The sequence below is a fragment of the Martelella alba genome (assembly GCF_006516955.1).
Taxonomy (GTDB): Bacteria; Pseudomonadota; Alphaproteobacteria; order Rhizobiales; family Rhizobiaceae; genus Martelella; species Martelella alba.
Genome location: NZ_VHLG01000016.1, coordinates 40,669 through 64,761 on the forward strand (window position 1 = coordinate 40,669; position 24,093 = coordinate 64,761).

The following is a 24,093-nucleotide window of genomic DNA, read 5'->3' on the forward strand; positions in this document are numbered from 1 at the left end:
ATGCCAGCATGGCTGGTTTCAACACTGGAGGAGAGAAAACATGCCAGGTAAATCACTGCTCGCAACGGTTTGCGGACTTGCAATGCTCGTTGCCGGGGCCGGGGCCGGGGCTGCGGTCGCTGCGGACTGCGCCGACGGTCCGGTCACGGTCGGCTTTCTGCCCAAGCTGGACACCGATCCCTATTTTCAGGTTGCCGGCAAGGGCGCGGAGGAAGCCCAGGCCGAGATCGGCGGCAAGGTCATTCAGGCCGCGCCAAGCCAGGCAACGGCCGAAGCCCAGATTGAGTTCATCAACAATCTCGTTTCGCAGGGCGTCGATGTCATCGCGATTTCCGGAAATGACGCCAATGCTGTTGCACCGGCGCTGAAGCGTGCCGCCGCCAACGGTGTCAAGGTCATTTCCTATGATTCCGATGTTGCGGAAAGTGCCCGCACGCTGTTCATCAATCAGGCGCTCGGCTCAAGCCTTGCCTCGATGATGCTGCAATCCATGTCCGGAATGATCGGCGGTGACGGCGAATTCGCGATCCTGTCGTCAACACCGACGGCAACCAATCAGAATGCCTGGATTGCACAGATGAAGGACGAAATGGCCAGTAACCCGGACTATAAGGGGCTGGATCTGGTTCAGGTTTCCTATGGCGAGGAAAGCGAGCAGATCAATCAGCAGCAGACCATTGCGCTTGCCCAGGCCTATCCTGACCTCAAAGGCATCATCGTGCCCGCCGGCATTGGACTTCCTGCCGCAGCGCGTGCGCTGGAGGAAGCGGGGCTGACCGGCAAGATCAAGCTCACCGGTCTCGCACCCGCATCGCTGATCCGCAAATATGTCGCCGATGGCGATGCCCAGGACATCTGGTGGAACGTCTCAGACCTAGGCTATCTGACCTATTATGCCGCGCAGGCGCTTGCACAATGCAAAGTCACCGGCAAGACAGGTGAAACCTTCGATGCCGGGCGGCTTGGGTCCTACACGATCGGTGATGCCGGTGAAGTGGTGCTTGGTCCGGCCAAGATCGTGACGCCGGACAATCTCGACGAGTTCAAGTTCTGATCAGGATATCACCGGTTCCCGGAGCCTGCGTGGCGGTCTGCCGCCACGCAGATGAACCTTGCCTTTGCAGTGCAAAATGCTACATCGACCCCATAAAATCCGATCAACAGGAGATGGCGTCTTTTCTGCGTTCTCACGGACGCTGAGGCGCAGCAGATTGACATGATCCCGAGCGCACAAACGGATAAGAAACGCGAAACGCTTTGCCGTCAGATCGAACAGGCCGCCACGGGAAAAAGCCGCGTGCTGGTGGCAATTGCCGGTGCGCCGGGCAGTGGAAAATCGACCCTGAGTGATCTTCTGTGCCGCAGACTCAACGAGCGCTCGGCGGATGGCGATGTTGCGGCAGTGGTGCCGATGGACGGCTTCCACCTTGATGATTCCGTGCTTCGGGATGCGGGGACGCTTGCCAGAAAGGGCGCGTATTTCACCTTTGATTTCGGCGGGCTGAACGCCATGCTCTTGCGATTGAAAGCCAATCAGGAAGACGCCATCGCAGTGCCACTGTTTGATCGGGACCTCGAAATCTCACGCGCCGGCGCGCGCATCATTCCCAAAGACAGGACAATCATCCTGGTCGAAGGCAATTACCTGCTGCTCGATCAAAGCCCCTGGTCGGCGCTGGCGCGCCATTTTGATTTGACGATCGCGCTTGATGTTCCGTTTGCCCTGCTTGAGCAGCGCCTGATCGCGCGCTGGACGGAGCAGGGGTTCCCGCTGGACGAGGCCCGCCGCCGCGCGCATGAAAATGACCTGATCAACGCCAGCCTTGTCCAGCACAAGGGATTGGGCGCCATGTTGACCATCACCGCGGACGATGCGTGAGGCTGAAAAGACGGCACGGGCGCCCATGCCGCCCCGACTGCTGACAAAGTCGTTCAGATTGCCTGTCCAGGGTGAAATCCCCCCCTCCGTCGCCCTGGCCTCCAGACCGGGTGAAGATCTGCCCTTCATGCTTAGCAATACCGAATGGCCGATCGGACTGACGGCTGCGTTGCCATTTCACGCCGCGCGCCGCGCAGGCGCTGTTTCTCCTGTTTGTCGCTCTCCTGTGCCAGCACTGACGGCCGGTGATTTTCTCAAACCCCGAACCATCGCGGCAGGGTAAGCGACAGCGCCGGAATGAAGGTGATCAGCAGGAGACCGATGATCTGCACGGCAAAGATCGGCAGAAGCGGCCTGATGACTTTGGTGATCTTTTCGCCGGACACGCTGCAGGAGACGAAAAGCACAGTCCCGACCGGCGGTGTGACGACACCCATGGCAAGGTTATAGACCATCACCACGCCGAAATGCACCGGATCAACGCCGAGCGCAGTGACAACGGGGAAGAAAATCGGCGTGAAGATCAGCTGCGCCGGCGACATATCCATGAACACGCCGACAATCAGAAGCGTGACATTGATCAGCAGCAGGATCACATATTTGTTGCTGGACAGCGATGTCAGCATTTCACCGATCGTGTCGGGAATGCTGGCAAAGGTCATCGACCAGCTCATCAGGTTGGAGCAGGCGATCAGAAACAGTATGACGCCGGTTGCCGCCGCCGTTTCCATGAGCACGCGCAAAAGCGCTCTTGGCGAAAGGCTGCGATAGAAGAGCGCGAGAAGGAAGCTGTAAAGAACGGCAATGCCGGATCCTTCCGTCGCGGTAAAGACCCCCATGATGATGCCGCCAATGACGATGATGACCAGAAGCAGGCTGGGAAAGGCGCGCATGAAGGCATGCATCACCTCATCCATACGGTAGGGCGTCTTGTCAGAGGCCATCCGCCGCTTTCTGGCATAGAACCAGGCCACTGCCATGACTGACACGCCCATGATGATGCCAGGCACATAGCCCGCCAGGAACAGGGCGATAATCGAGGCAGAGCCACCGGTGATCAGAGAATAGACGATCAGCGCGCCGGAGGGCGGGATCAGCATGCCTGCCGGCGCCGAGGCGGCGTTGACCGCGGTGGTGATCGGCATATCGTATTTTTCTTCCCGCGCGATCGGGGTGACGATGCCGCCAATGGCGGTTGCCGCGGCAATGCCTGAACCGGACAGTGAGCCGAACAGCATGTTGGCAATCGTATTTGTCTGCCACAGCGAGCCGGGAATGCGCCTGCCGAGCAGCATGGCGAAATCGATAAGCCGCCGGGCAATGCCGGCCTGGTTCATGATATTGCCGGCCAGCACGAAGAAGGGCAGCGCCAGAAAGCCGAAACTGTCGAGCCCGTTGAACAGCTTTTCGCCCATGGTCGAGAACAGTGAGCCCATATCAATCTGCAGGCTGAGCGTGAGCAGCCCGGAAAAAGCAAGCCCGACGGCGATCGAGGTTCCCAGAAACAGCAGCGCAAACAGGGTGCCAAACAGGATCAGGATCGAAAACAGCTCGATATGATTATCCACCCAGTCCGTATAGGTCCCGGTTCCGCGAAACAGCGCCCCGAGCGCCACCAGCGCGGCGACGACAAGCACGATCCCCGCAAGATCGGCCGGACCTGCATTTTTCTCGCGCAATAGCGCACCGATCAGAATGAGTTGCGACAGGCAGATCAACAGGCCGGAAATAAGCAGGACGCTTTGCAATGCACCGACGGAGACATGCAGCATGGGAGTTTTCATCGCTGCATTGCCGACCATGGAGTGATAGCCGCCCCAGGCAAGTAGTCCGCCGAAAAGCAGGGTCAGGCAGGCATTGAACAGGTTCAGCCGTCCCGCTCCCCGCGGCCCCAGCGCATCAGGCAGGATCGGCAGGTTGAGATGCCTGTTGAGCATAAAACAGTAGGCCGCACCCAGCACACCCAGCCAGATCAGCGAATAGCGCAGCAATTCCTCGGTCAGGCTTGAGGGGGCGTTGAAGAAATAGCGCGCGATCACCTGATAGGAGATCAGCACAGACATGACGCCGAGAATAACGGCGAGAATAATGCCGATCGCGCGGGTGAAACTGTCGTAGAGACGCATCGCTGCCCGGCTTTGCGTGTTTTGAACCATATCCATGACCGTCTACCTGGCGCCGTGGCCCCGGCCGCAAGCGCCGAAAGAGTGAAAAGGGGCGCCAGAGCGCCCCCGGACCGCTGATCTGCTTACGGATTGAGGTCGTCGCGGCCTTCAATCGCGAAGATCGCCGTCAGAAGCGATGCCTTGTCGGGATCTGTCGCCGCTTCCGTGTACATGGGAACGACTGCTGCCATCAGCGGTGCCTTGTCGACCTCGACCACCTGAACGCCCATCTCGTCAACAGCCTTTTGCAGATCGCGCTGGTCGTCACTGTCAGCTTTTTCGATCGACCGCAGCGAAATGTCGGCAAAAACCGCTTCCACCGTCTTCATGTCTTCAGGAGAGACGTCCTCCTGGAATTTCAGGCTGGTCACCACGAAATCGGTCAGGCGGGTCTGCTCGGTCTTCAGCGCATATTTGGCAACTTCACCGAATTTCGCTGACCACAGGCCTGCAAGCCCGCCTTCTGCGCCATCGACAACGCCCTGCTGCAAGGCTGAGTAGAGCTCTCCGAAGGAGACTGGTGTTGGCACGGCCCCGAAAAGCTTCAGCATCTCGATATAGGTCTCGCTCGACATGGTTCTGAGCTTCTGGCCCTGAATACCGGCGACATCCTCGACCGGTTTTGTCATGTAGATCGAGCGAAATCCGCTTGAGAGGTAGCCGAGCGGCGCAAAATTGTTCTTGGCTGCTGCGTTGAACAGGGCCGCACGCACGCCCGGATCAGCCATGACCTGGCCATATTCCTTGGAGGTGCGGAAAATATAGGGCAGGTTCACCACGCCATAGGCGGGAATGACATTTTCCAAAGCTGCGGAATTGACCAGGCCGACATCGATCACACCCTTCTGGATCTGCTGGAAATAGTCGAGCTGATCACCCAGAACGCCATTGGCAAAGACCTTGAACTTGACACGGCCGTCGGTCTTTTCGGCAACCGTATCGGCAAATTCGGCAATCATCTCGCCGGCAGTGCTGTCCGGCTGAACATTGGTGGCGATCTTGTATGTTTTGGCCTCGGCGCCCGTTGCAGCCAGGGCCAGAACGCAGGCAACGCCGAAAAATCTTGCTGAAAACTTCATCGATTCCTCCCTAGGAATTTCTCTCCTCCGGCCAGGTCTCATGACCGGCCGCCATGGTGCTGAACGCAACGCTGATAGCAGTGCCTCGCCAGCCGCTGTCCTGACCCGTGACGCTGCCGCATCAAAGGCGGGCGATGCGGCACAGGTGGATGTCAGTGTCATGCGCCCGGCGAATACGAAAGTCAACATAAAGTTTCTCTATTGACGAAAATACGAAAATAACTGAAAAGAAGCCATCACTCCGGGAGGCAAGCATGAACAGGGTCGCAAACAGCTATTTCGCTCAGGAACAATCAACGCCGCTTTCAACATCCTATCAGGATGCACTGGAACGCTGCATCGCCAGGCTTGCCGGGCAATTGCCGGTGATCGGCCTGCGCAATCCGAAAATCGGCATGGCGGGAAACCGCTGGATCTATTGCGATGGTCCAGACTGGGTCATGGGCTTTTTTTCAGGATCGCTCTGGCTGGCCTATCAGCTGACCGGCAGGCACGAATTCGCTGCCGCCGCGACCGCAAGGCGCCCCGGCTTCCGCAGGGTTCTCGAAGAGCGAAAGTATCGCGATCATGATCTGGGTTTTCAGTTTTCACTTTCTTCCGTCGCAGAATGGCAGATGACAGGTGACCGGCAGGCGCGGCGCATGGGACTTGCCGCAGCCGACGCGCTTCTCGCACGGTTCCGCCCCGAAGGCGGCTATATCCAGGCCTGGACGCCCCGTGGGCCTGAAGATCGCGCCCAGGCTCGCTTTGCCAATGGCCGGATGATCGCCGACACGATGCAAAATCTTGCACTGCTCTACTGGGCCAATCAGCAAACCGGCATCGCGGATTTTCGTGAAGTCGCTGATCTTCATGCTAAAACGGCAGAACGCCTGCTGGTCCGCGATGATGATACAAGCTTCCACACCTATGTGTTCGACCCGGCGGATGGAACGCCGATCCGTGGCGAAACCCACCAGGGTTACGCCGATAATTCCTGCTGGGCGCGCGGCCAGGCCTGGCTCGTTCACGGCTTTGCCCAATGTCACGCCTATACCGGTGATCCTGCTTTTCTGGATGTTGCGCGCCGGCTTGCCGCCAGGGCAGAAGTCCTGATCGGCTCGGCCGCCGTGCCCGTCTGGGATTTTTCCGAAGATCCGGAAAAGCCCGGCCATATCGATAGCTCTGCCGGTGCGGTCATGGCCGCAGGCCTCTATCTGCTGGCCGACCAGTGCACGGCGCCGGCCGATCGGCAGCATTGGCGCGCCTTTGCCGGTCGGCTGCTGGATGGCTTGCTGGAGACATGTGATCTGACCTCCACGGTTGGCGCTCAGGGCTTTCTCGCCCATGGCGCGGCCCATGTGCCCGCCGGGCGTTGCGACGCGATGCTGCCTTATGGCGACTATTACTTCATGGAAGCGCTGATGCGCGCCCTCGGCCATACGGCGTTTTTCTGGTAAGCCGAAAAAGCAGTAGGAAAGTTTCGCGAAATTTCGTATAACGTGGGCCAGTCACCGCCGAACCAGTCAGATCGGCGCATTTGTCATCTAGAGCGCCGCCTGCCTTGCCGGACTGAACAGGGGCCGCGGCGCTTCCAGTGTTTCGGGAAGGCGTGGACATGTCAGCCAGTCAGGAAGCGGAATCCACGCTGCCAGAACCCACGTTGAAAGACATTGCCGAAGCATCCGGGCTTTCGGTTGCCGCCGTTTCCAAGGTCCTGAACAATCGCGAGGGCGTGAGCAACGGCAAGCGTGAACTGGTGACCCGCATTGCCCGCGAACTGGGTTACAAGGGCCGCAGCGGCCGTCTTCCCGCCATTCGCCGGATCGAATCGGCCGTTCTGGTGACGCTCGACAAATATGTCACCAAGGATGTTTTCTATGGCGAGATTCTCGACGGCCTCTTTGCCAGTGCCCGCGACGAAGGTATTGCCATCCGTCTGGCCATCGTCACCTCCAATGACCCGGCCAGCGCTGATTTTGACGCATTGAGAGAGATGGAAGGCGATGCGACCATTCTGGTCGGGCTGGATGAGGAGCCGGTCATCGAAGCCATTCGCCAGGCCGGACGGCCGGCCGTGCTCGTCAACGGCATGGATCGCAAGATGCAGCTTTCCAGCGTCTCGCCGGATTATAACTTCGGTGGCTGGGCGGCAACGCGGCATCTGCTTGACCTTGGCCATCGCGAAATTGTTCATGCCACCCACATCTACCGTGAATCGCTGAAGCGTCGTCTTCTCGGCTTCCGCGACGCACTGGAAGAGGCCGGAATTGCCTATTCGCCGGAACAGCATGTGCTTGATGTCGGCTCACCCGACATGTTGACGCTTTCCTGCAGCGACACCGTCGCCCGGTGGCTCAAGAGCCGCACACCACGCCCCACGGCGGTATTCTGCACCAATGATATGGTGGCGCTGGGCGTCCTCAAGGCGGCGGCCATGCTGGGGCTGGACGTGCCGAGAGACCTGTCGATCATCGGATTTGATGGCCTGTCGCTCGGCGCACATGCAAACCCGCCTCTGACCACGATGCAGATGGATCGTCGCGACATGGCACGTGTCGCGATCGAGCTTCTGGTTGGCCAGGCATCGGGCGGTTTTGCCTCGGCGCGGCGAATGACACTCGGTGTCGAGCTGATCGATCGCCATAGCACAGGGCCCGCGCCCTGATCGCAACGGACTTCCGGACTCAGGTGGCAGACTTGTCCGGACGGGGCTCGGCTCATAGCCCAGCAGCGCGTCCGTTGCATTATGTTCCAGTCCATCAATTCCGATGACGGAACCGGCCAGTCCGTCCGGATCACGCTTCTCAAAGGCGGACCTCAGGCCCCGGGCCAAGTGCTGGCCCGGGTTTTCGGCAGTCAGGCCCCGGGCGGGGCCGGTATGCTGCATGCGGACCGCAGGGCCGCGGCGGCGCTTGCGCTGAGCGGCATTGGCGGGGCGCCGGTCTCTGTCGATAAACGCGTCCCGCCACAAGGCCTCCTTAACAAAAGGGCGGCCTCCCGCTGATCACCAGCGCACCATAAGCCCGGCTTTGCCCGCGACGCTGTAATTGCCGCGCGTATCACTGAAGCCGGTGAGACCGGAAAGTTCACCATAGGCGGCATATTTGCCATCGGCCCAGGAATAGGTCCCCCCGAAACCAACCTCACCGTACCAGCCCTGCATGTCGCTGGTCAGTGTCAGGCCACTGACGTTGACACCGGTTCCATCAAGAAACTCACGATGGACATTGGCGATGGCATAGACACCGGCCGAACGGGCCTGACCTGCTTCATCCTGCCATATCGTCTTGTTCTCGGTCGAAAGACCAAGGCGCAGGCGCAGGCTGTCATCATTGCCCATCGAAACCTTCTCGCCGTAATAACCGCTGAAGTCATCAAACGAGGCCAGGCTGTAACTCAGCTGCGCCTGGGGGGTGATCGAAATGCTGTCATCCACGGGAAAGCTTCGGCCAACTTCGATCGAGGTCGAAAAACCTGTGCCATTATTGCCGTCAACGAGCGTGCCGAGTGTCTTGCTGCTCAGGTCGCTGTCATACCACAGGAACTGGGCCTGACCGTCGGCATAAAACCCGTTCTCGTCATACCATGTCATGGTTGCCCCGACGCCGTAACCATCAATGCCGGTCTTGCCATCGCCATAGTTCGAGGTGGTTTCGCCGAAGCCGTTGGCATATTTGGCATAAACGCCGCCGATCAGCTGACCGTTGCCGCCATCGTAAAGCAGCCCGTCCACGCCTGTATTCACAGCCCAGTGGTTGAAGTCAGTGTTGTAGCCGGTTGCCGAAGTGTCTGGCCCGAAGTGATCATATGTACCGTCAATCCGGGTCCACAGGGCGTCAATTTGTGCCTGGCTGCCATCTTCGGAAGAACGTCCGGTCTTGTCATCATAGATTTCACGCCGACCAACACGCTGGCGCAAGGTCGGAAGGCGACCAAGAGCCATAAGCAGCTGCGAATAGGATTCATAGACGGGAACCGCCGGCTGGTAGGTGCCGTCTGTCGCCAGATAGAAGTCATCAGACTTGCGGAGGATGTCATAGAGATATGCACCGCTGCCGACAGGGCCATTGGCAAGCGCAAAATCACCGTCAGAACTGGTGCCGCCGACAGCAACGACCAGCACGTCGTTCCCGGTTGCAACCCCGGATGTGACGTTGTTCACCGCAATCAGCGTCGTGCCGCCGGTTATGTCGCCATTGACGGTCAGCACATCGGATGTGTCGCTGGCAAAGTTCGTATCGATGGCGATGGCACCGCCACCGCTGTAATTGCCCGTCACAACCACGCTATCGCCGACGCTTCCGTTCTGCATGGCGATCAGGCCATTATTGGAGAGATTTCCGTTCACCATCAAAATGCCGCCGCCGGTCGCTGTGCCGGGCGACATGATGCCGCCGGACGAAATCATGCTTGTACCGACAGTACCGATCCCGGTCAGCATGGCACCGTCCTGTACCGCCAGGCTGCCGCCGAGCGCGCCGTCGACCTCAAGCACGCCGTTCGCAACTGTCGTGGTTCCGGCAAATGCCGCGCTGTCACCGGTCAGGATGGTGCGGCCCGAGCCTTGCTGAACCAGCGCGCCGATCCCCGTGATGGCGTGGCCGAACGCCCATTCATCACTGCGGTTGATGGCAAGTATCGCACCGTCGCCAATGGCCGCATTGCCGGCAATCGCGCCGCTGGCGCCACCATTGCCAAGTTGCAGCGTGCCGGACAGAATTTTCGTGTCGCCGGTATAGCGATTGTCACCCAGAAGCGTGTAGGTGCCGCCCGACGCCACCGTCATGCCGCCCTCGCCGGAAATTACGCCGGAATAGGTGCCACTTGCAGCGGTTTGTGTCAGCGTCTGGCTGCCCAGAACCGTCTCGCCAGATCCGGTCAGGGTGGTGATTGAGGCACCGGCATCGGTGGCAGCGATGTCGAAAGCAGCATTGCTGCCAACATCGACGCCGCTCGATTTCTCTATGCTTCCCCCACCTGAAAGCGCCAGCGTGGCATGATCCGTGATCGTGGTTGCACCGGTGAAAACGTTGTTTCCGGTCAGAACCGTCCGTCCTTCCCCTTCAACATTGACGCTGCCATTCGCGCCACCATCGGCAAGTGTGGCGTCAAGCGTGAACGTATCGGCGCTTGCAGGTGCCGAAAGATTTAACGTGCCGTTGAGCCGCACGGCGCCGAGCGCTGATGAAAGCGTCAGCGAAGTGGCGCCGCCGAGCGTTGTCAAAGGGGCCGCGCGGTTGGCATTTCCGTTCGCATCGGCCGCCGTTCCGCCGCGAATGGTCGCTCCATCGTTCAGCGTGATTGTCCCATCCGTGGTGATCATATTGTCACCGGCTGCGACCAGGGTTGCGGAACTGCCGAGCGTGAAGGTGGAGCCTGCTCCGTCCAGATTGAGCGATCCGGCTGCAACCGTTGCATCCGGGTCTGCCGCCGTTGCATTGGCAACCTCACCGTCACGGTACAGATAAAGTGTCCCCTCATTGAGATCGAATGTCGTCTTGCCATCGTCAATCCGGGTGAAATCATTTTCACCGCCCAGAGCCCAGACACCGTCTCCCCCCTTGGAGACGGCAATGGTTCCCGTATTGGAATAAACCGCGATCGGGTCTCGCATGTCGAGCAATCCGCCATCAAGTACATTGACGTTGAGCGTGCTTGTCAGATCCGCAGCTGATGTCGCAAATGCGATCGAATTGGCCTCTCCCGCTGCTGTATTACCCGAAAACAGAGAGAGCCCGCCGGATGATGTATTCAAGGTCAGCACCCCGGCAGGGGCCGCAATCGCACCGCCTGCGGTTCCGGCTGTGTTCTCAATGAAGCGGCTGTCAGTAATCGTCAAATCACTGTATTGGCTGCTATCTGTGATCAGATAGTCACTGTATCCATTTCGAATCGCACCGCCATACTGGCTGGCAGTGTTGCCGGTAAAGACACTGTCAACAATTGCGGCCGTGGCACCTGCATTATACACCGCACCAGCGCTATAGGTCGATGCGTTGCCGGTAAACTGGCTGTTCGTGATCGCCAGCGATGCGCCATCCGCTGAATGAATGGCCCCGCCCAGACTACCGCCGTTATTGTTGGTAAACATGCTGTCGGCGACCAGTACGGAGCCGCTGTAATTGTCGATAGCGGCGTAGCTGGATACCGATCCTCCGCTGTCGAAGCTGGCATCAATGACGGCTGCGGTGCCCCCGTCCACGCGAATGAACGATCCCATCGCTCCAGCTGTCGTGTTGTCGAAGACGACAGCGGATGTTGATCCTGCATCATCGAGACTTGCACCGGCGCTTCCGTAGTAAAGCGCATTTCCGGCCGTGACTTCCTGCATTGCCGTGGGGGTTGTGACCGAAGGTCCGGAAATTCCCAGTGACGCGCCGTCATCGACATAGCGGACATCTTCGCCCGAAATCGTCTCGGGGCTGGTAATTGACGTTGTGGGCGCGCTGTAGACGGTTGTTGCATCGGCGCCGACAGCAGCATTATAGGCTGCAAATGCCGCGTCCCGGGATGCCGCATTTGCAGCTGTGGGATCCATGGCGTAAGTGCTGATGGCTGAAGCAAGTGCTGCACCCGCATCAGAGACGTCAGAGGCCTGCGACAGTGACGTCTGCGCCGCAAGACCTATAATAAGCGATGCGGCAGAAACCGTGAATTTATGCCTGTTTATTCTATCTTTTAGACGTCCACCGTTTTTTATCGCGTAATACCTCTTATCTATTCCATTATTTGTTCTTTTATTCAAAATGACATCCATACATGCAACTCCATGATGCTTATGGTTGTAAAATATACTTATGATCTGTAAAAACATTTTTGATTATATAGCCATTATAATTGACAGCGTCAGAATGACGCATACGACTTTCATAAGCGTTTTCAATATTTTACTTTATGTAATGCTTACAATGATAAGTATTGATTACGAAATATATATTCTGAACCGCTTTTTCATCATGGGGGGCGGATTCTAATCCTGCATCGCGATGCGATGAGTGCCCGAAAGCATAAAGACCACGCTGAGAGAAGATCTTTCATGCTGCCGAAATGACGGCGTCGTCCGAAACGTCAGAGCCTGTCTGCAGCAAAGATCCGATAAGGTGGCGAGATCGCTCCACCGGCTGCCCCGGCCGGTATCTGTAAAAGTGATAAGCTTATAAGACATGTAAGTGAAACAAGTGGCTATCATTTCGTCCATTGGGGGATCCTGCCATGCCACGCCTGCCACAGTCATCCGCGCCCCGTCACGCGGCCTCGCCAGCCTCTGATACGCTCAGCCGGGACGATGTTCCACGGCGGGTGACGCGGTCAGCGTCGCGGACAGCCTCTGTCGTGTCGAAAGCCGCTTCCGTCTCATCACTGTTTGCCGGACATGATGACGATGGCCGGGCAAGCATGGCCTCGCGGGCATCGTCGCGCTCGCTGAATACCCCGGTTGTCACCCGCGAGACGGCCGCGATCATGCCGCCGCCCGCACTGATCTTTGCCCCCGGACCATCGGCTGCAGGGGCGCAAAAGCGCGCCCGGCCGCATGCGCTTGCCGCCCCGGCTCCCTCCCTTGCCGGACCGCGTCCCGCAGGCGGCTTTGATACCGGTTGGCAGCGCTTCGGCGGCGAAACCGGCGATGAGGCCATGGATGTTAAGATGGATGTTAAGCATGTGCTGACCCCGCCGGATCGCAGCGGTAATCTCGCCGAGGCGCTGGGCCGGGCCATCACCGGGCTTCCCGACGGGACAGAGAATGGCGACTGGCCGGCTGCGGGCGGATATGATGACGGGTTTGCCGCCGATCCAGACTGGGTGGCCGTTGAAGCGGGGCCGCCACGCGATGTGGATCATGATGCCGGCTTCAGCGCCATTGGCCTGACGCCGCTGCCGGACGCCCGCCTGCCCGAAAGCGACGGAGACGCGCGGGCGGCCAAGCGGGCACGGATGGCCTGGCAGATGGCAGATGATCCGGCGATGGCGATGAAGCGCCTTGCGGACCTGCCCTTTAGCGTGCCTGCCGATTTTTTTGACAGACAGACAGCAAAAAGCAGGGATCTCATCCGCAATCAGCTCAAGAGACTTGCCGGGGCGCTGGAGCCCGGAGCTGGCGCGCCGCGTCTCGTCTCTCTCGGTCTGTTGCGGCCGCTGGAGGATGGCTCACTGGGCCTGACCATGGCCATGAGCGCCATCTGCAAAAAGTCAGGAGCCCGCCTGACGCTGCAGATGCTTGCAGGCCGGGGAATGGAAAAAAACGCAATCGCGGCGATGGATGCCCGGCTTGTCCGTCTGGGCCTCACCGGACAGGACGGCCATGCCACGCCGGATCTGATCCGCATCGCCTGCAACCATGGCGCCAGAAAGCTTCTGACGACGCTTCTGGACCCCAAGAACGATGCACGTCTCGCAGCACTTGGCCTGCTGGATGAAAAGGGCCGTGCCGCGCCGGCATTGGTCCGTCTCGCCAGCAGCGATGGTGCCAATCAGCTTCTGACCACACTCATCGACCCCAAGAACGATGCCCGCCTCACCACGCTTGGCCTGCTGGATGAAAAGGGCCGTGCCGCGCCGGCATTGGTCCGTCTCGCCAGCAATGAAGGCGCCAATCAGCTTTTGACCACGCTTTTGAACCCCAGGAACGATCAGCGTCTCGCAGCACTTGGCCTGCTGGATCAGCACGGCAAGGCTGCGCCGGCGCTGATCCGCATTGCCAGCGCCAGTGGCGTCAATCAGCTTCTGACCACACTTCTGGACCCGGAGAACGGGCAACGTCTCACGGATCTTGGCCTGCTGGATGAGGCGGGCCGCGCTGCGCCGGATCTGATCCGCATCGCCAGCAATATGGGCGCTAACCAGCTTCTGACCACGCTTCTGGACCCGAAGAATGATCGGCGCCTCGCAGCGCTCGGCCTGCTCGATCAGCACGGCTGGACCGGGCCAGCGCTTATCCGTATCGCCAGCACCGATGGTGCCAATCAGGTTCTGAAGACACTTCTAGACCAGAAGAATGGGCCGCGCCTCAAAGCGCTTGGCCTGCTGGATCAGCACGGCAGGGCCACGCCCGTGCTGATCGGTATTGCCAGCACCGGTGGTGCCAATCAGCTTCTGACCACGCTTCTGGACCCCAAGAACGATCATCGTCTCACCGCACTCGGCCTGCTGGATCAGCACGGCAGAACCGTGTCGGATCTGCTCAGTATTGCCAGCGGTGGCGCCAAGCAGGTTCTGGCCACGCTTCTGGACCCGAAGAATGACCGGCGCCTCACCGATCTTGGCCTGCTGGATGAGGACGGTAAGGCCGCGCCGGCGTTGGTCCGCATTGCCAGCAGCCATGGCGCCAACCAGCTTATGACCACACTGCTGGACCCAAAAAACGGACAGCCGCTTGCCACGCTGGGCCTGCTGGATGAAGGGGGCAAGGCTGTGCCGGAGCTGATCCGCATCGCCAGCAATGACGGCGCCAATCAACTTCTGAGCACACTTCTGGACCCGGAAAACAGGCATCGTCTCGCAGCACTTGGCCTGCTGGATGAAAAGGGCAAGGCCGCGCCGGATCTGATCCGCATCGCCGGCAATATTGGCGCCAATCAGCTTCTGACCACGCTTTTGAACCCAAAGAATGATCAGCGTCTCACAGCGCTCGGTCTGCTGAATGAGCAAGGCCGCGCCGGGACGGACCTGATCCGCATTGCCGGCAACCGTGGCGCCAACCAGCTTATGACCACACTCCTGGACCCAAAGAACGGACAGCCGCTTGCCGCGCTTGGCCTGCTCGATCAGCGCGGCCGCGCCGCGCCGGATCTGATCCGCATCGCCGACAACCATGGCGGCAATCAGCTTCTGACCACGCTTCTGGAGCCAAAGAACGGACGGCCTCTGATTGATCTTGGCTTGCTGGATGAAGGGGGCAAGGCTGTGCCAGACCTGATCCGCATCGCCAGCAATGATGGTGCCAATCAGGTTCTGATCACGTTTCTGGCCGCGGAGAATGGCCAGCGCCTCGCCGCACTCGGCCTGCTCGATCAGCGCGGCCGCGCCGCGCCTGATCTGATCCGCATCGCTGGCAACCATGGCGGCAATCAGCTTCTGACCACGCTTCTGGCTGAAAGGAATGATCAGCGTCTCACCGTACTCGGCCTGCTCGATCAGCACGGCCGCGCCGCGCCGGACCTGCTCCGCATCGCCGACAATGAGGGTGCCAATCAGGTTCTGACCATGCTGATGGACAAAGACAACACTCAGCGCCTCACAACCCTCGGCCTCCTGCAGGACGGCAGGCTGACCGAGGCAGGACTTATGATCGCAGGAAAGGCTGGAAGCCGCGTCATCCTGAAACAGCTTCTGGATCCGAAGAACGAACAGCGTCTGCGCGCGATGAGGATGGTCGGACCGCAGGACAGTATCGACGCATGGCAGGCGAAGTTCTATCGGAAGCCCCGCACGAGTCTCTTTCTGCATCTTGTGCTGAGCGAGCAATTTTCCGGATCCTTGCGGCGACGGGGTTTCGAACATGACGATGGAACCCGCAGTCAGGATTTGAATATGCTGAAGATGACGCGTGAGCCCGGCACCTGCCTTGCAATTCTCCTTGATCCGCGCAACGAGGACAAGCTGCAGCAGCACGGCTTTATCGATGCAAACGGCAGGATCACCGACAGGCTTTCCGACAAATTCGACGAAAACAGCGATCTGCATATTGAGCTTCAGGAAGTCTGTGACATGAAAAAAAGCAGCCCCTCACGTCGGCAGGAACGGCCCGCCCCATCGGCTGCCGGCGCTACCGGCACCTTCGAAATGGCGATCGTCGAGCCGGATGAGGATAGCAGCTTTGAAGCCGAAATCGCTGAACTTGAGGCGATCATAAGCGGCCGGATCTGAAATGGCTCTGATGATTTGGCCCGTCTATATGTTTGATCCCAGGCTTTGATGGCGCAATTTTCTCGTTGGAATGGAGGCAAGCACTATGGGCCGGATATTACACGGCAACGCCATGGCGACAGAAGCAGTCCGTCGAGCAATACAAAATAGTCAAGAGCGCCTGAGAGCGCTTTCGAAGCGATACGGGATCAACCAGCTTCCAGGATTTCACCGCTCTTATTTTCTTAACCAGCGCGGGAAATGACCGGATCGCCCGGTCCCTTACGCCACCGAGCCGCGCTCAATCAGATCGACCGGGATGAAGCGGTGGGTTGCCGCTGCACTGGCCGGTCCGGAAATGGCCGAAAGCGTTGCTTCGGTCAATGCCGTGAGAGACTGGCTGATGGTCGTCAGTCGGTGGGATGACCAGGCCGAGATCGGCGCATCGTCAAAACCGATTACGGACAGATCGCCGGGAACCGACAGGCCGAGCTCGTGGCGGGCTGTATTCATCACGCCGAGCGCAATCTCATCGGTCACGCCGAAAATCCCGTCAATGCCCGGTTTTGACAACAGGCCGCGCGCGGCGGCAATCCCGGTTTCATAGCTGTTGCCGCCCCTGCTCCAGGCTGTGACGGGAATATCCGCAGTCTTCATGGTCTCGACAAAGGCGCGGGCGCGGGCAAGCTTGGCAGAGGTGCGCGAGGCGGAGAGGACGACGGCGACCTGCCGGCATCCGGCTACAATCAGCCGCTTTGCCGCAAGGCTGCCGCCCGCCGCCGAATCCGCCTCGATCTGGTCGACCAGGCCGATATTGCCAGGCGCCGGGCGGTTGATCAGCACCAGCCTTGTGCCATTGACAGCGGCAAGACGCATCAGCCCATCGGGAACCGCGCCGGACAGCAGCACGACGGTTCGAACCCGGTATTCCAGCAGGCCGGACAGCGCGCCATCGACATCATCGCCAGCACCGGCCAGATTGAGCAGCATGCATTGGAGCCCATGTGCATTGAGCGCCGCCGTCAATGTGTCAACCTGCGCGGAAATATAGGGGTTGGAAAGATTGGCGCCGACAAGGCCGACCAGATCGGAACGGTCCTTGTGCAGCGTGCGCGCCAGCTGATTGACGCGATAACCAAGCTCTTCGGCCGCCTGCATCACCCGTGCGCGGGTTTTGGCGGAAACGCTGGCGCCATCGGTGAAAGCGCGTGACACCGCCGAGCGTGACACACCGGCCCTGCGGGCCACATCCAGAGCCGAGACGAACTTACCCGCCATGATCGGGCACCCCGCGCGGATCATTGCCAATCAGGCGGAGACGCTGCACCTCATCGGCGAGCGCCAGCATCGGCGGCAGCGGATAGCTGTCACCCAGCCCGCGCAGGCGACGCAGATGCTTCAGCGCTGCATCGAAACCGGCAAAATCCTCAGCCATGAAACGGGACAGCCAGAGTGCGATCAGCGCAACGGAGCGCGAGCGCCCGCCCCGGCAATGAACCAGAATATGACCCGGCCGATGCTTCGGATAATGCGGCTTTGCCGGCACATAGCCTCGCATCAGCCCTTCGATCAGATAAACCGCCGCCGCCATCAGGTGCACATCATTACCCGCCCCGTCGATCATGCCGATCTGATGGCGGCGGATATGAACGCCGTCTTGAAGCATCAATGGCCCCGGAAACATGTTGATCGAGACATTCAGCGTCTCGGTGATCCCGGCGGCAAACAGGCAAGCGGCATTCTCTGCGGCGGCAAGATTGCCGAGATAGAGTGTCTTGCCATGCGGGCCGACATTTTCGACCACGGGAAACAGCAGTGGTCGCGCATCCTCGCGGGCCTCGCTATCGGGCACCTGATCCGGCATTCCGAGCCGCTTTTGCACCATGTTTCAGATCTCCGTTTCGCGTTCAAGCTTGAGGCGGGGGCCGAGGGCCGCACTCAACACCGGCGCCTCTCTCATATCGACAAAGGCTGGCAGCACGGTTTTCGCACCGCAATGATCGGCCAGCTTCAGGATATCGCGCCTGCGCGGATGAACATTCCACGCCATCCATCGTGCCGCCTTGTCAGCGATCAGCGCAAAGGCCGGAGAGGCCTTTGGCACATGGCTTGAGAATATGAAATGAAAGCCGCCGCGCGCAAGCAATTGCCCCGAAAGGCCGCTCTCCGCATTGGAGGCGGTGGCGATGATCACCTGATCGGGCCGTGCCCGTTTCGCATCGGTGGATGGTAGATTGCGGCCGGTGGCGGCAAGAAATTCGTCCGCAACGACGGCATCCAGCACGACATCAAGCCCGCATCTTTCCATCGCCAGCGCCATATCGGCGCCGCGCCCGGCCGCCGGGCAGCACAAGACCGCACCTGATCGGGCAGCAGCGGCAATGTCATCAATCTGCTCGCTGAGCGATGTGTCACGATCGCCATAGGAGGCATCGATCAACAGCGTTGCAGCCGGTGGCGGCATGTCGAAAGGCATGCCGGGCGATTCAAGGCTGATATCGCCGCTGTAGACAAAGCCACCACTTTCCGTTGGCAGATGGAACCAGACGCCGCCCGGCGCATGGCCACAGGCTCCGGTGGCAAGGTGAAGATCGCCGAGACGGAAGGTCCCGGCCTCCGGGATTTCGATCATCCGCGCAGGCCTGAAAGCCTCCGGCAGGAAGCCGAAAGTACGTTGCGTGGCGAAAACCGGCGGATTGCCGATCTCGCCAAGCCGCAAAAGCGAGCCGGCATGATCGATATGGGCATGGCTTAGCAGCACCGCATCAATCCGGCCAAGGCCTGCAAGATCGGGATGCTCGCCGGGCTCCAGCCCGTCGCCGCAATCCAGGAGAATGCGCTGGCCGTCACTTTCCACCAGAAAGACGGCGGCACTCTTGCGGTTCAAACCGCTGATCACTGTCAGTCGTGCCAAGGCAGAACACCCTGCGGCAGACGCCGCGCAAATGTGAGGCTGAGAAGCATCAGCGCCAGAATCACGAGTACCATCAGGCAGCCGACGGCGGCGGCAAGCGTCGAGGATCCGGCCTCCTCCAGAAAGATGATCATCGGCCCGATGGTCTGCGCCCGTGAGGAGACCAGCAACACCGAGGTCTGGATTTCGTTGATCGCCGTCATGAACACCAAAATGGCCGAAGCGGCGGCGGCCGGTGCCAGAACGGGCAGGATGATATCCTTCAACCGGGCGAAAATGCTGGCCCCGACCACTTGCGCCGCCTCATCCAGTGCGCGTTCGACCTGGGCGAAGCCGCCGAGAATGGGCTGCAGCGACAGCGCCAGATAATTGGACAGATAGGCGGCGAGAATGACCCAGACCGTGCCGTAAAGGCTGATGCCAATGAACGGCAGCGGCTTCAGGAAGAACAGGATCATCGCCACGCCGATGATGATGCCCGGCAGCGCATAGGCCAGCCTGGAGGCAAGATGCAAGAGCCGCGGCGCCGGCCCCTTGCGCCAGGCGAGAAAATAGCCGAGCGCCACCGATACCGGAATCAGGATGGCAACCGAAATGGCAGTCAGCCACAGGCTGGTGAAAAAGGCCTTGCGGATACCCTGATGATGAAACAGCGCATTGGCGAAGTTCTCAAAGGTCAGCGTATCGGCATTGAGCGGCTGGCCATAGCCGCGCACCAGAGCGGAGCCTGCAAGGGCTGAAAGCGGCAGCGCCAGCGTGAAGAACAGATAGGCCCAGGCCAGCGCGGTGACCGGCAGGCGAAAGCGCCCGAGCGGAAAACGGATACACCGTGCCGCACCATCAACGCGCTGGTCACCGGCGCGGCCGAGAAAGGCGGCAATGGCCATGCCGGCAATGGTCAGCCCGGCCAGAAGCAGGGCCAGCAGCGCCATATCGTTGAGCGCCGAGGGACCATAGGAATTCAGTCGCTGGTAGATCAGCGTGATCAGCGTCGAAACGCGGGCGGGAATGCCAAGCATGGCCTGAATGCCGAAATTGCCGATCGAGGAGACGAAGGCGAGCGCCGCACCGGCAAAGATACCGCCACGGATCAGCGGCAGAACCACGGTCATCGTCGCCATCAGCGGCGAGGCGCCGACGGCGCGGGCGGCCTCGATCAGATTTCCCGGCACACGGCGCAGATTGGCACGTACCGATAGAAATACCAGTGGCGCATTGTAAAGGCCGAGCAGCAGAATGATGCCGCCTTGAGAATAAAGCGGATGGCGCATGCCGGGAGCAAGCGAAAGACCAAGCGCGCCCAGTACCGGGCTTGATGGCGAAAAGGCCTGGATCCAGGCAAGCGCGATCACCTGGGGCGGGATCATAAGCGGCAGAACGAAACCGAAAACCCAGGCCACCCGGCCCGGCATATCACTGATGCCGACGACAAGCGCGGCAAGCGTGCCGGCAAGGGTCGCCAGCGCCGTTGCGGCAATGGCAATGGTGACCGTGTTGATGGTCGCCGTCATCACACGGCGACCGCCAAGCACATCCGCTATGCGGGTGAGATCAAGGCCGGTATCGGTGACCAGCGCAGCATAGACCAGACGGCCAAGCGGCAGGATCGACAATATGCCGACAAAGGCGACAAGCGCCAGCATCAGCGTTCGTTCATGCTTCACGAAGGCTTTCAAGCTGGCAAGCGTCCCGAAAGGACGCTCGCCGTTGATGGATGTGGTGAGGTCCATTCGATCTCAGAGCCCGAAGATCTCGGAGAACTTGGCCGTGACCGCCTCGTTGTTCTTCACCGCCGCGTCGACATCATAGCCAAGCAGCTTCATCGAGGAGAGGTCGGGATAGCCTTCAGGACCGGCAACGCCGGGCATCAGCGGAATGTAACCCTGTTCGGCAACCAGTTCCTGGCCCTTTTCCGACAGCAGAAAATCGACAAATTTCTTGGCGGCCTCTGCATGTTCGGTGGTCTTCATGATGGCCACCGGCTCGCCGATGAAGGAGACGCCATCCTTCGGCGCGATGTAATCGACCGGTGAACCATCCGCCTTTGCCTTCAACGCATTGGCATCGACGATGATGGCATATTTCGCCATGCCGGAGGCAACCGCCTTGGTCGCCGGGCCATTGCCGCCTTCAGGCACGATATCAAGATTGTTCAGCCCCTCATAAAAGGCCCAGCCGATCGCCGGATCATTGATCAGGGCATGGAGGTGATTGAGTGCTGCACCGGAATAAAGCGGGCTCGGAACGGCGATCTGGCCGCGATTGTCTTCCTTCAGCAGGTCGTTCCAGCTTTCCACCGGTTCGGCATTTTCGGTGTTATAGGCAATGCCGGTGGTGATCGCCTTGGTGCCGAAAAAGGTCATGTCCTTGTCGTAGGTTGCCGGATCATAATCGCCGACCGGCGCGTCCGGATAGGCCATCAGCATGCCTTCAGCCTTCAGCGTGCCGAGATTGATCGGATCGGCGACGAGCAGAACATCGGCCTGAACCTGGCCGGCTTCCTGTTCCGCGCGCATGACATTCATCAGCGCCGACGTGCCATTGCGGGTCCAGTTGACCTTGATTTCGGGGTTCAGCGCTTCAAAAGCATCAACGGTCTGCTGCGCCACTTCCGGCGGCTGGCTGGTGTAAAGCGTGATGGTCTCTTCTGCATGGGCCGCCGAAAAGGCGAGCGTGGAGACGGCGGCAAGGGCAAGCATGCGGATCTGCATGGGGAAATCCTCGAGTGAAATGAACTAGAGCAGGACTTTGGCGGGTTGCGGGTCCTCAAGGACCCAGCCGTCGGTCAGCGTGACGGCTACGCGCTGCCCGGGCGAAAGCGAAGCCGGGGCAGGAACGTTCATGAAGAGCGTGGTATCAAGGTCGGGACCGGCGGCGAGTTCGACCCGCAGCGTCTCGCCGCGATAGGTCAGACGGCGGATCACCGCATCAATGCCTTCGGTCTCCGGGCAGAGCCTCAGATCTGCCGGGTGAAAGGCAATGCGCGCCTGCGCCGCGCCCCTCCGGCTGGCGCGGCAGCGCGCCATGACGGCCCGCCCGAAAAACATCGCCCGTGCATGGCCGTGGCCATCGGGTTGAAGCTGTTCGATATCGGCAATCTGGCCATCACCGATAAAACCGGCCACCATTTCATTGGCCGGTTCGCGATAGAGCTGCGACGGCGTGGCGAACTGGGCAATCTGCCCCCTGTCCATCACCGCAACGCGATCGGCGAGCGCCAGCGCTTCGGCCTGATCATGGGTGATGTAGAACATGGTGGCGCCGCTCTCGCGGTGAAAGCGGGAAAATTCCGCCTCCATTTCGCCGCGCAGATGCACATCAAGATTGGCGAGCGGCTCATCCAGAAGCACGATGCCCGCCTCCATGGCAAGGCAGCGCGCCAGCGCCACCCTTTGCCGCTGGCCGCCGGAAAGGGCTGCCGGCCGACGCTCGGCAAAATCGGAAAGACCCACGGTCTCCAGCACCCGCGCGGTGCGCTGGTCACGATCCTTGCGGGAAAAACCCTTGATCTTCAGGCCATAGGAAACATTTCCGGCAACGCTCATATGCGGCCAGAGCGCGTAATTCTGGAAGACGACGCCAATGCCGCGTTCTTCCGGGGCGGCGTGCCGCCCCCTGCCCGAGACCAGCCGGTCACCAAGCCGGATCGCGCCATTGTCAATCGGTTCGAAACCGGCAAGCGCGCGCAGAAGCGTGGTTTTGCCGCAGCCCGAGGGCCCCAGCACGGCAACAAAGGAACCCGCGGGGATCGAAAGCGAAATGCCGCGCAGAACCCTTGTCGCTGCGAAGGCCTTTTCGACATTTTCGATTTCTATAGCGCTCATCTCTTAACCCGAATTATCGATCCGCATGGTCATCATGACCGAAGCAGGACCCGGTTTTGCACAGCTGTGCAATTCGTCGGCGCCATCAATGCGCCAGCGATGTGACAGTTCGATTTCAGAGATTTTGCGTTTCTGTGAAACTTGTCATGGACCCGGCTGCCTGCGCCGGGGCGCAGGTAACCGCCGCTGCCGGATCAGCGAAACAGGCGGGTGCGGATTGGCAGAAGGGCCGCTCCCAGCACGTTGGGGTCCGTTCCGATGGCACTGATCATAAGCTCGGGGCCGGGCAGCGGCACACCATAATCATCCAGCCCGCGCGGGCTTGCGGAAGCGGCCAGCCGCTGGCGCAGATCGAAGGGCGCCTCACCGCCAAAGACCACGGCTGCCGGATCGACAATGCCGGAAAGCGCCCTGAGGATCTGATCAAGCGCCGGTGTGACACGGGTGATCCAGCGGCCGATCACCGGCCAGGACGGGTCATATTGCGCCTTGAGCGCGCTGACCGTTGCAATGTCATAACCTTCCGCCTGCAGCATGGTGATCAGGGTTTTCAGCGCTGGACGCCGGGCGGATTCCTCATCGGTATAGATGGAGGAGACTTCGGCTGCGTTCATATGATAGCCGGTAAAGGGTGCGCCGTTCAAAACAAGCCCGCCGCCAAAACCGAGATTGATCGACAGATAGGCAAAATTGTCGAAGCGGCGTCCGGCCCCGACCCAGTTTTCCGCCTCACCACCCAGTGTCGCATTGTTTTCCGCCATCAGCGGAAAGGAAAATACGCCATCAAAAAACGCGGCCACATCGCGTTCGTGCCATGCATTCAGCCGGTGCGGCGTCACAAAGACAGATCCCGGCCGGCGGCGGTATCCCTGCATCGAAACGCCGATGCCTGCTATGCGCGCCGGTGCGAGGCCGAGCGTGGCAATCATCTCCGGCACGGCGGCGCGAGCCCTGTCACGCACCGCCTCCGGCGCGCCGGGATCAGCATCCAGCACGTCCAGATGCAGGATATCGCCGAGAAGATTGGTCACTGCGATACGCACGTCTTCGGTATCGATGGCAAGGCCGATGCCGAAGGCGCCATTCGGCTCAAGCGCCAGCATCGGGCTCGGCTTGCCGCGGCCGTTGATCTGCGGCGCTTCAAGCCGCAGCAGGCCGCGCTCGAGCAGATCTTCCGCCAGCCGGTGCACGCTTTGCTGCGACAGGGCTGTGGCCTCGGTCAGCTCCGAACGGGCCACGGCGCCCTGGCGCCGCACGGCATCAAGAACAAGCGCACCGCTGCGCCCGATCGAAAAGATCGACGTCGCATCATGCCCGTCATTGCCGCTACCGGAAACCATGCCCGAATCTGTCCTTTCCCGCCTGCTTCGCCGTTATTTTTGAGCATGAAGCGAAATCAAAATCCATT

General features: G+C 60.2%; 16 protein-coding genes and 1 pseudogene. 7 read left to right on the forward strand and 10 right to left on the reverse strand.

Annotated features, from left to right (window positions below; all coding sequences use genetic code 11):
- Positions 1 to 40: 40 nt before the first annotated feature.
- Positions 41 to 1,054, forward strand: a complete 1,014-nt coding sequence (locus tag FJU08_RS19580) for a rhamnose ABC transporter substrate-binding protein (protein ID WP_235890851.1) — start codon at positions 41 to 43, stop codon at positions 1,052 to 1,054.
- Between the two features lie 162 nt (positions 1,055 to 1,216).
- Positions 1,217 to 1,879, forward strand: a complete 663-nt coding sequence (locus tag FJU08_RS19585; RefSeq protein ID WP_141150744.1) for a nucleoside/nucleotide kinase family protein — start codon at positions 1,217 to 1,219, stop codon at positions 1,877 to 1,879.
- Between the two features lie 254 nt (positions 1,880 to 2,133).
- Here the strand turns inward: FJU08_RS19585 and FJU08_RS19590 are convergent, their stop codons facing one another.
- Both FJU08_RS19590 and dctP read right to left on the reverse strand, forming a co-directional pair.
- On the reverse strand, positions 2,134 to 4,041 hold the full coding sequence (locus tag FJU08_RS19590) for a TRAP transporter large permease (protein WP_210245278.1): 1,908 nt from the start codon (positions 4,039 to 4,041) through the stop codon (positions 2,134 to 2,136).
- Between the two features lie 86 nt (positions 4,042 to 4,127).
- Entirely contained in the window at positions 4,128 to 5,123 is a 996-nt protein-coding gene (gene dctP, locus FJU08_RS19595; RefSeq protein WP_181409939.1) for a TRAP transporter substrate-binding protein DctP, read from the reverse strand.
- Positions 5,124 to 5,163: 40 nt separating this feature from the next.
- Between dctP and FJU08_RS22860 the strand changes: the two genes are divergently transcribed.
- The 3 genes from FJU08_RS22860 to FJU08_RS19605 all read left to right on the forward strand — a co-directional run bounded on the left by FJU08_RS22860 (position 5,164) and on the right by FJU08_RS19605 (position 7,770).
- Positions 5,164 to 5,328 (forward strand): hypothetical protein, encoded by a 165-nt coding sequence (locus tag FJU08_RS22860; RefSeq protein WP_181409940.1) that lies wholly within the window; start codon positions 5,164 to 5,166, stop codon positions 5,326 to 5,328.
- 49 nt (positions 5,329 to 5,377) lie between these two features.
- Complete coding sequence (locus tag FJU08_RS19600) at positions 5,378 to 6,562, forward strand: glycoside hydrolase family 88 protein (RefSeq protein WP_141150746.1); 1,185 nt, start codon at positions 5,378 to 5,380, stop codon at positions 6,560 to 6,562.
- A gap of 158 nt (positions 6,563 to 6,720) precedes the next feature.
- Entirely contained in the window at positions 6,721 to 7,770 is a 1,050-nt protein-coding gene (locus tag FJU08_RS19605; protein ID WP_141150747.1) for a LacI family DNA-binding transcriptional regulator, read from the forward strand.
- A 339-nt stretch (positions 7,771 to 8,109) separates the two neighbouring features.
- Here the strand turns inward: FJU08_RS19605 and FJU08_RS19610 are convergent, their stop codons facing one another.
- Complete coding sequence (locus FJU08_RS19610; protein ID WP_181409941.1) at positions 8,110 to 11,643, reverse strand: autotransporter outer membrane beta-barrel domain-containing protein; 3,534 nt, start codon at positions 11,641 to 11,643, stop codon at positions 8,110 to 8,112.
- Between the two features lie 794 nt (positions 11,644 to 12,437).
- Between FJU08_RS19610 and FJU08_RS19615 the strand changes: the two genes are divergently transcribed.
- Positions 12,438 to 15,968, forward strand: a complete 3,531-nt coding sequence (locus FJU08_RS19615) for a hypothetical protein (RefSeq protein ID WP_141150749.1) — start codon at positions 12,438 to 12,440, stop codon at positions 15,966 to 15,968.
- Between the two features lie 85 nt (positions 15,969 to 16,053).
- A pseudogene (locus tag FJU08_RS19620) lies at positions 16,054 to 16,164 on the forward strand (IS481 family transposase); the annotation flags it as partial.
- 65 nt (positions 16,165 to 16,229) lie between these two features.
- Here FJU08_RS19620 and FJU08_RS19625 read toward each other — a convergent pair.
- The 7 genes from FJU08_RS19625 to FJU08_RS19655 all read right to left on the reverse strand — a co-directional run bounded on the left by FJU08_RS19625 (position 16,230) and on the right by FJU08_RS19655 (position 24,025).
- Positions 16,230 to 17,225, reverse strand: coding sequence for a LacI family DNA-binding transcriptional regulator (locus FJU08_RS19625; protein WP_141150750.1), 996 nt, complete (start codon positions 17,223 to 17,225; stop codon positions 16,230 to 16,232).
- Positions 17,215 to 17,832, reverse strand: a complete 618-nt coding sequence (locus tag FJU08_RS19630; protein WP_141150751.1) for a dual specificity protein phosphatase family protein — start codon at positions 17,830 to 17,832, stop codon at positions 17,215 to 17,217. The genes FJU08_RS19625 and FJU08_RS19630 overlap by 11 nt, the downstream gene beginning before the upstream one ends.
- A gap of 3 nt (positions 17,833 to 17,835) precedes the next feature.
- The gene (locus tag FJU08_RS19635) at positions 17,836 to 18,861 is read right to left on the reverse strand and encodes an MBL fold metallo-hydrolase (RefSeq protein WP_141150752.1); all 1,026 of its coding nucleotides are present in this window, start codon (positions 18,859 to 18,861) and stop codon (positions 17,836 to 17,838) included.
- Entirely contained in the window at positions 18,849 to 20,591 is a 1,743-nt protein-coding gene (locus FJU08_RS19640; RefSeq protein WP_235890853.1) for an ABC transporter permease, read from the reverse strand. The genes FJU08_RS19635 and FJU08_RS19640 overlap by 13 nt, the downstream gene beginning before the upstream one ends.
- 6 nt (positions 20,592 to 20,597) lie before the next feature.
- Positions 20,598 to 21,572, reverse strand: coding sequence for an ABC transporter substrate-binding protein (locus FJU08_RS19645; protein WP_141150753.1), 975 nt, complete (start codon positions 21,570 to 21,572; stop codon positions 20,598 to 20,600).
- 24 nt (positions 21,573 to 21,596) lie between these two features.
- Positions 21,597 to 22,685 carry an ABC transporter ATP-binding protein gene (locus FJU08_RS19650; protein ID WP_141150754.1) on the reverse strand — a complete coding sequence of 363 codons (1,089 nt, stop codon included), beginning with the start codon at positions 22,683 to 22,685 and terminating at the stop codon, positions 21,597 to 21,599.
- A 194-nt stretch (positions 22,686 to 22,879) separates the two neighbouring features.
- On the reverse strand, positions 22,880 to 24,025 hold the full coding sequence (locus tag FJU08_RS19655; RefSeq protein WP_141150755.1) for an ROK family protein: 1,146 nt from the start codon (positions 24,023 to 24,025) through the stop codon (positions 22,880 to 22,882).
- Positions 24,026 to 24,093 lie beyond the last annotated feature (68 nt).

Excerpts from the sequence above, each read along its gene's own strand:
- FJU08_RS19625 (WP_141150750.1), bottom strand. The coding sequence starts at position 17,225 with ATGGCGGGTAAGTTCGTCTCGGCTCTGGATGTGGCCCGCAGGGCCGGT.
- FJU08_RS19610 (WP_181409941.1), bottom strand. The coding sequence starts at position 11,643 with ATGGATCCCACAGCTGCAAATGCGGCATCCCGGGACGCGGCATTTGCA.
- FJU08_RS19590 (WP_210245278.1), bottom strand. The coding sequence starts at position 4,041 with ATGGATATGGTTCAAAACACGCAAAGCCGGGCAGCGATGCGTCTCTAC.
- FJU08_RS19605 (WP_141150747.1), top strand. The coding sequence starts at position 6,721 with ATGTCAGCCAGTCAGGAAGCGGAATCCACGCTGCCAGAACCCACGTTG.
- FJU08_RS19580 (WP_235890851.1), top strand. The coding sequence starts at position 41 with ATGCCAGGTAAATCACTGCTCGCAACGGTTTGCGGACTTGCAATGCTC.
- FJU08_RS19630 (WP_141150751.1), bottom strand. The coding sequence starts at position 17,832 with ATGGTGCAAAAGCGGCTCGGAATGCCGGATCAGGTGCCCGATAGCGAG.
- dctP (WP_181409939.1), bottom strand. The coding sequence starts at position 5,123 with ATGAAGTTTTCAGCAAGATTTTTCGGCGTTGCCTGCGTTCTGGCCCTG.
- FJU08_RS19585 (WP_141150744.1), top strand. The coding sequence starts at position 1,217 with ATGATCCCGAGCGCACAAACGGATAAGAAACGCGAAACGCTTTGCCGT.
- FJU08_RS19650 (WP_141150754.1), bottom strand. The coding sequence starts at position 22,685 with ATGAGCGCTATAGAAATCGAAAATGTCGAAAAGGCCTTCGCAGCGACA.
- FJU08_RS22860 (WP_181409940.1), top strand. The coding sequence starts at position 5,164 with ATGACCGGCCGCCATGGTGCTGAACGCAACGCTGATAGCAGTGCCTCG.
- FJU08_RS19645 (WP_141150753.1), bottom strand. The coding sequence starts at position 21,572 with ATGCAGATCCGCATGCTTGCCCTTGCCGCCGTCTCCACGCTCGCCTTT.
- FJU08_RS19640 (WP_235890853.1), bottom strand. The coding sequence starts at position 20,591 with ATGGACCTCACCACATCCATCAACGGCGAGCGTCCTTTCGGGACGCTT.
- FJU08_RS19655 (WP_141150755.1), bottom strand. The coding sequence starts at position 24,025 with ATGGTTTCCGGTAGCGGCAATGACGGGCATGATGCGACGTCGATCTTT.
- FJU08_RS19600 (WP_141150746.1), top strand. The coding sequence starts at position 5,378 with ATGAACAGGGTCGCAAACAGCTATTTCGCTCAGGAACAATCAACGCCG.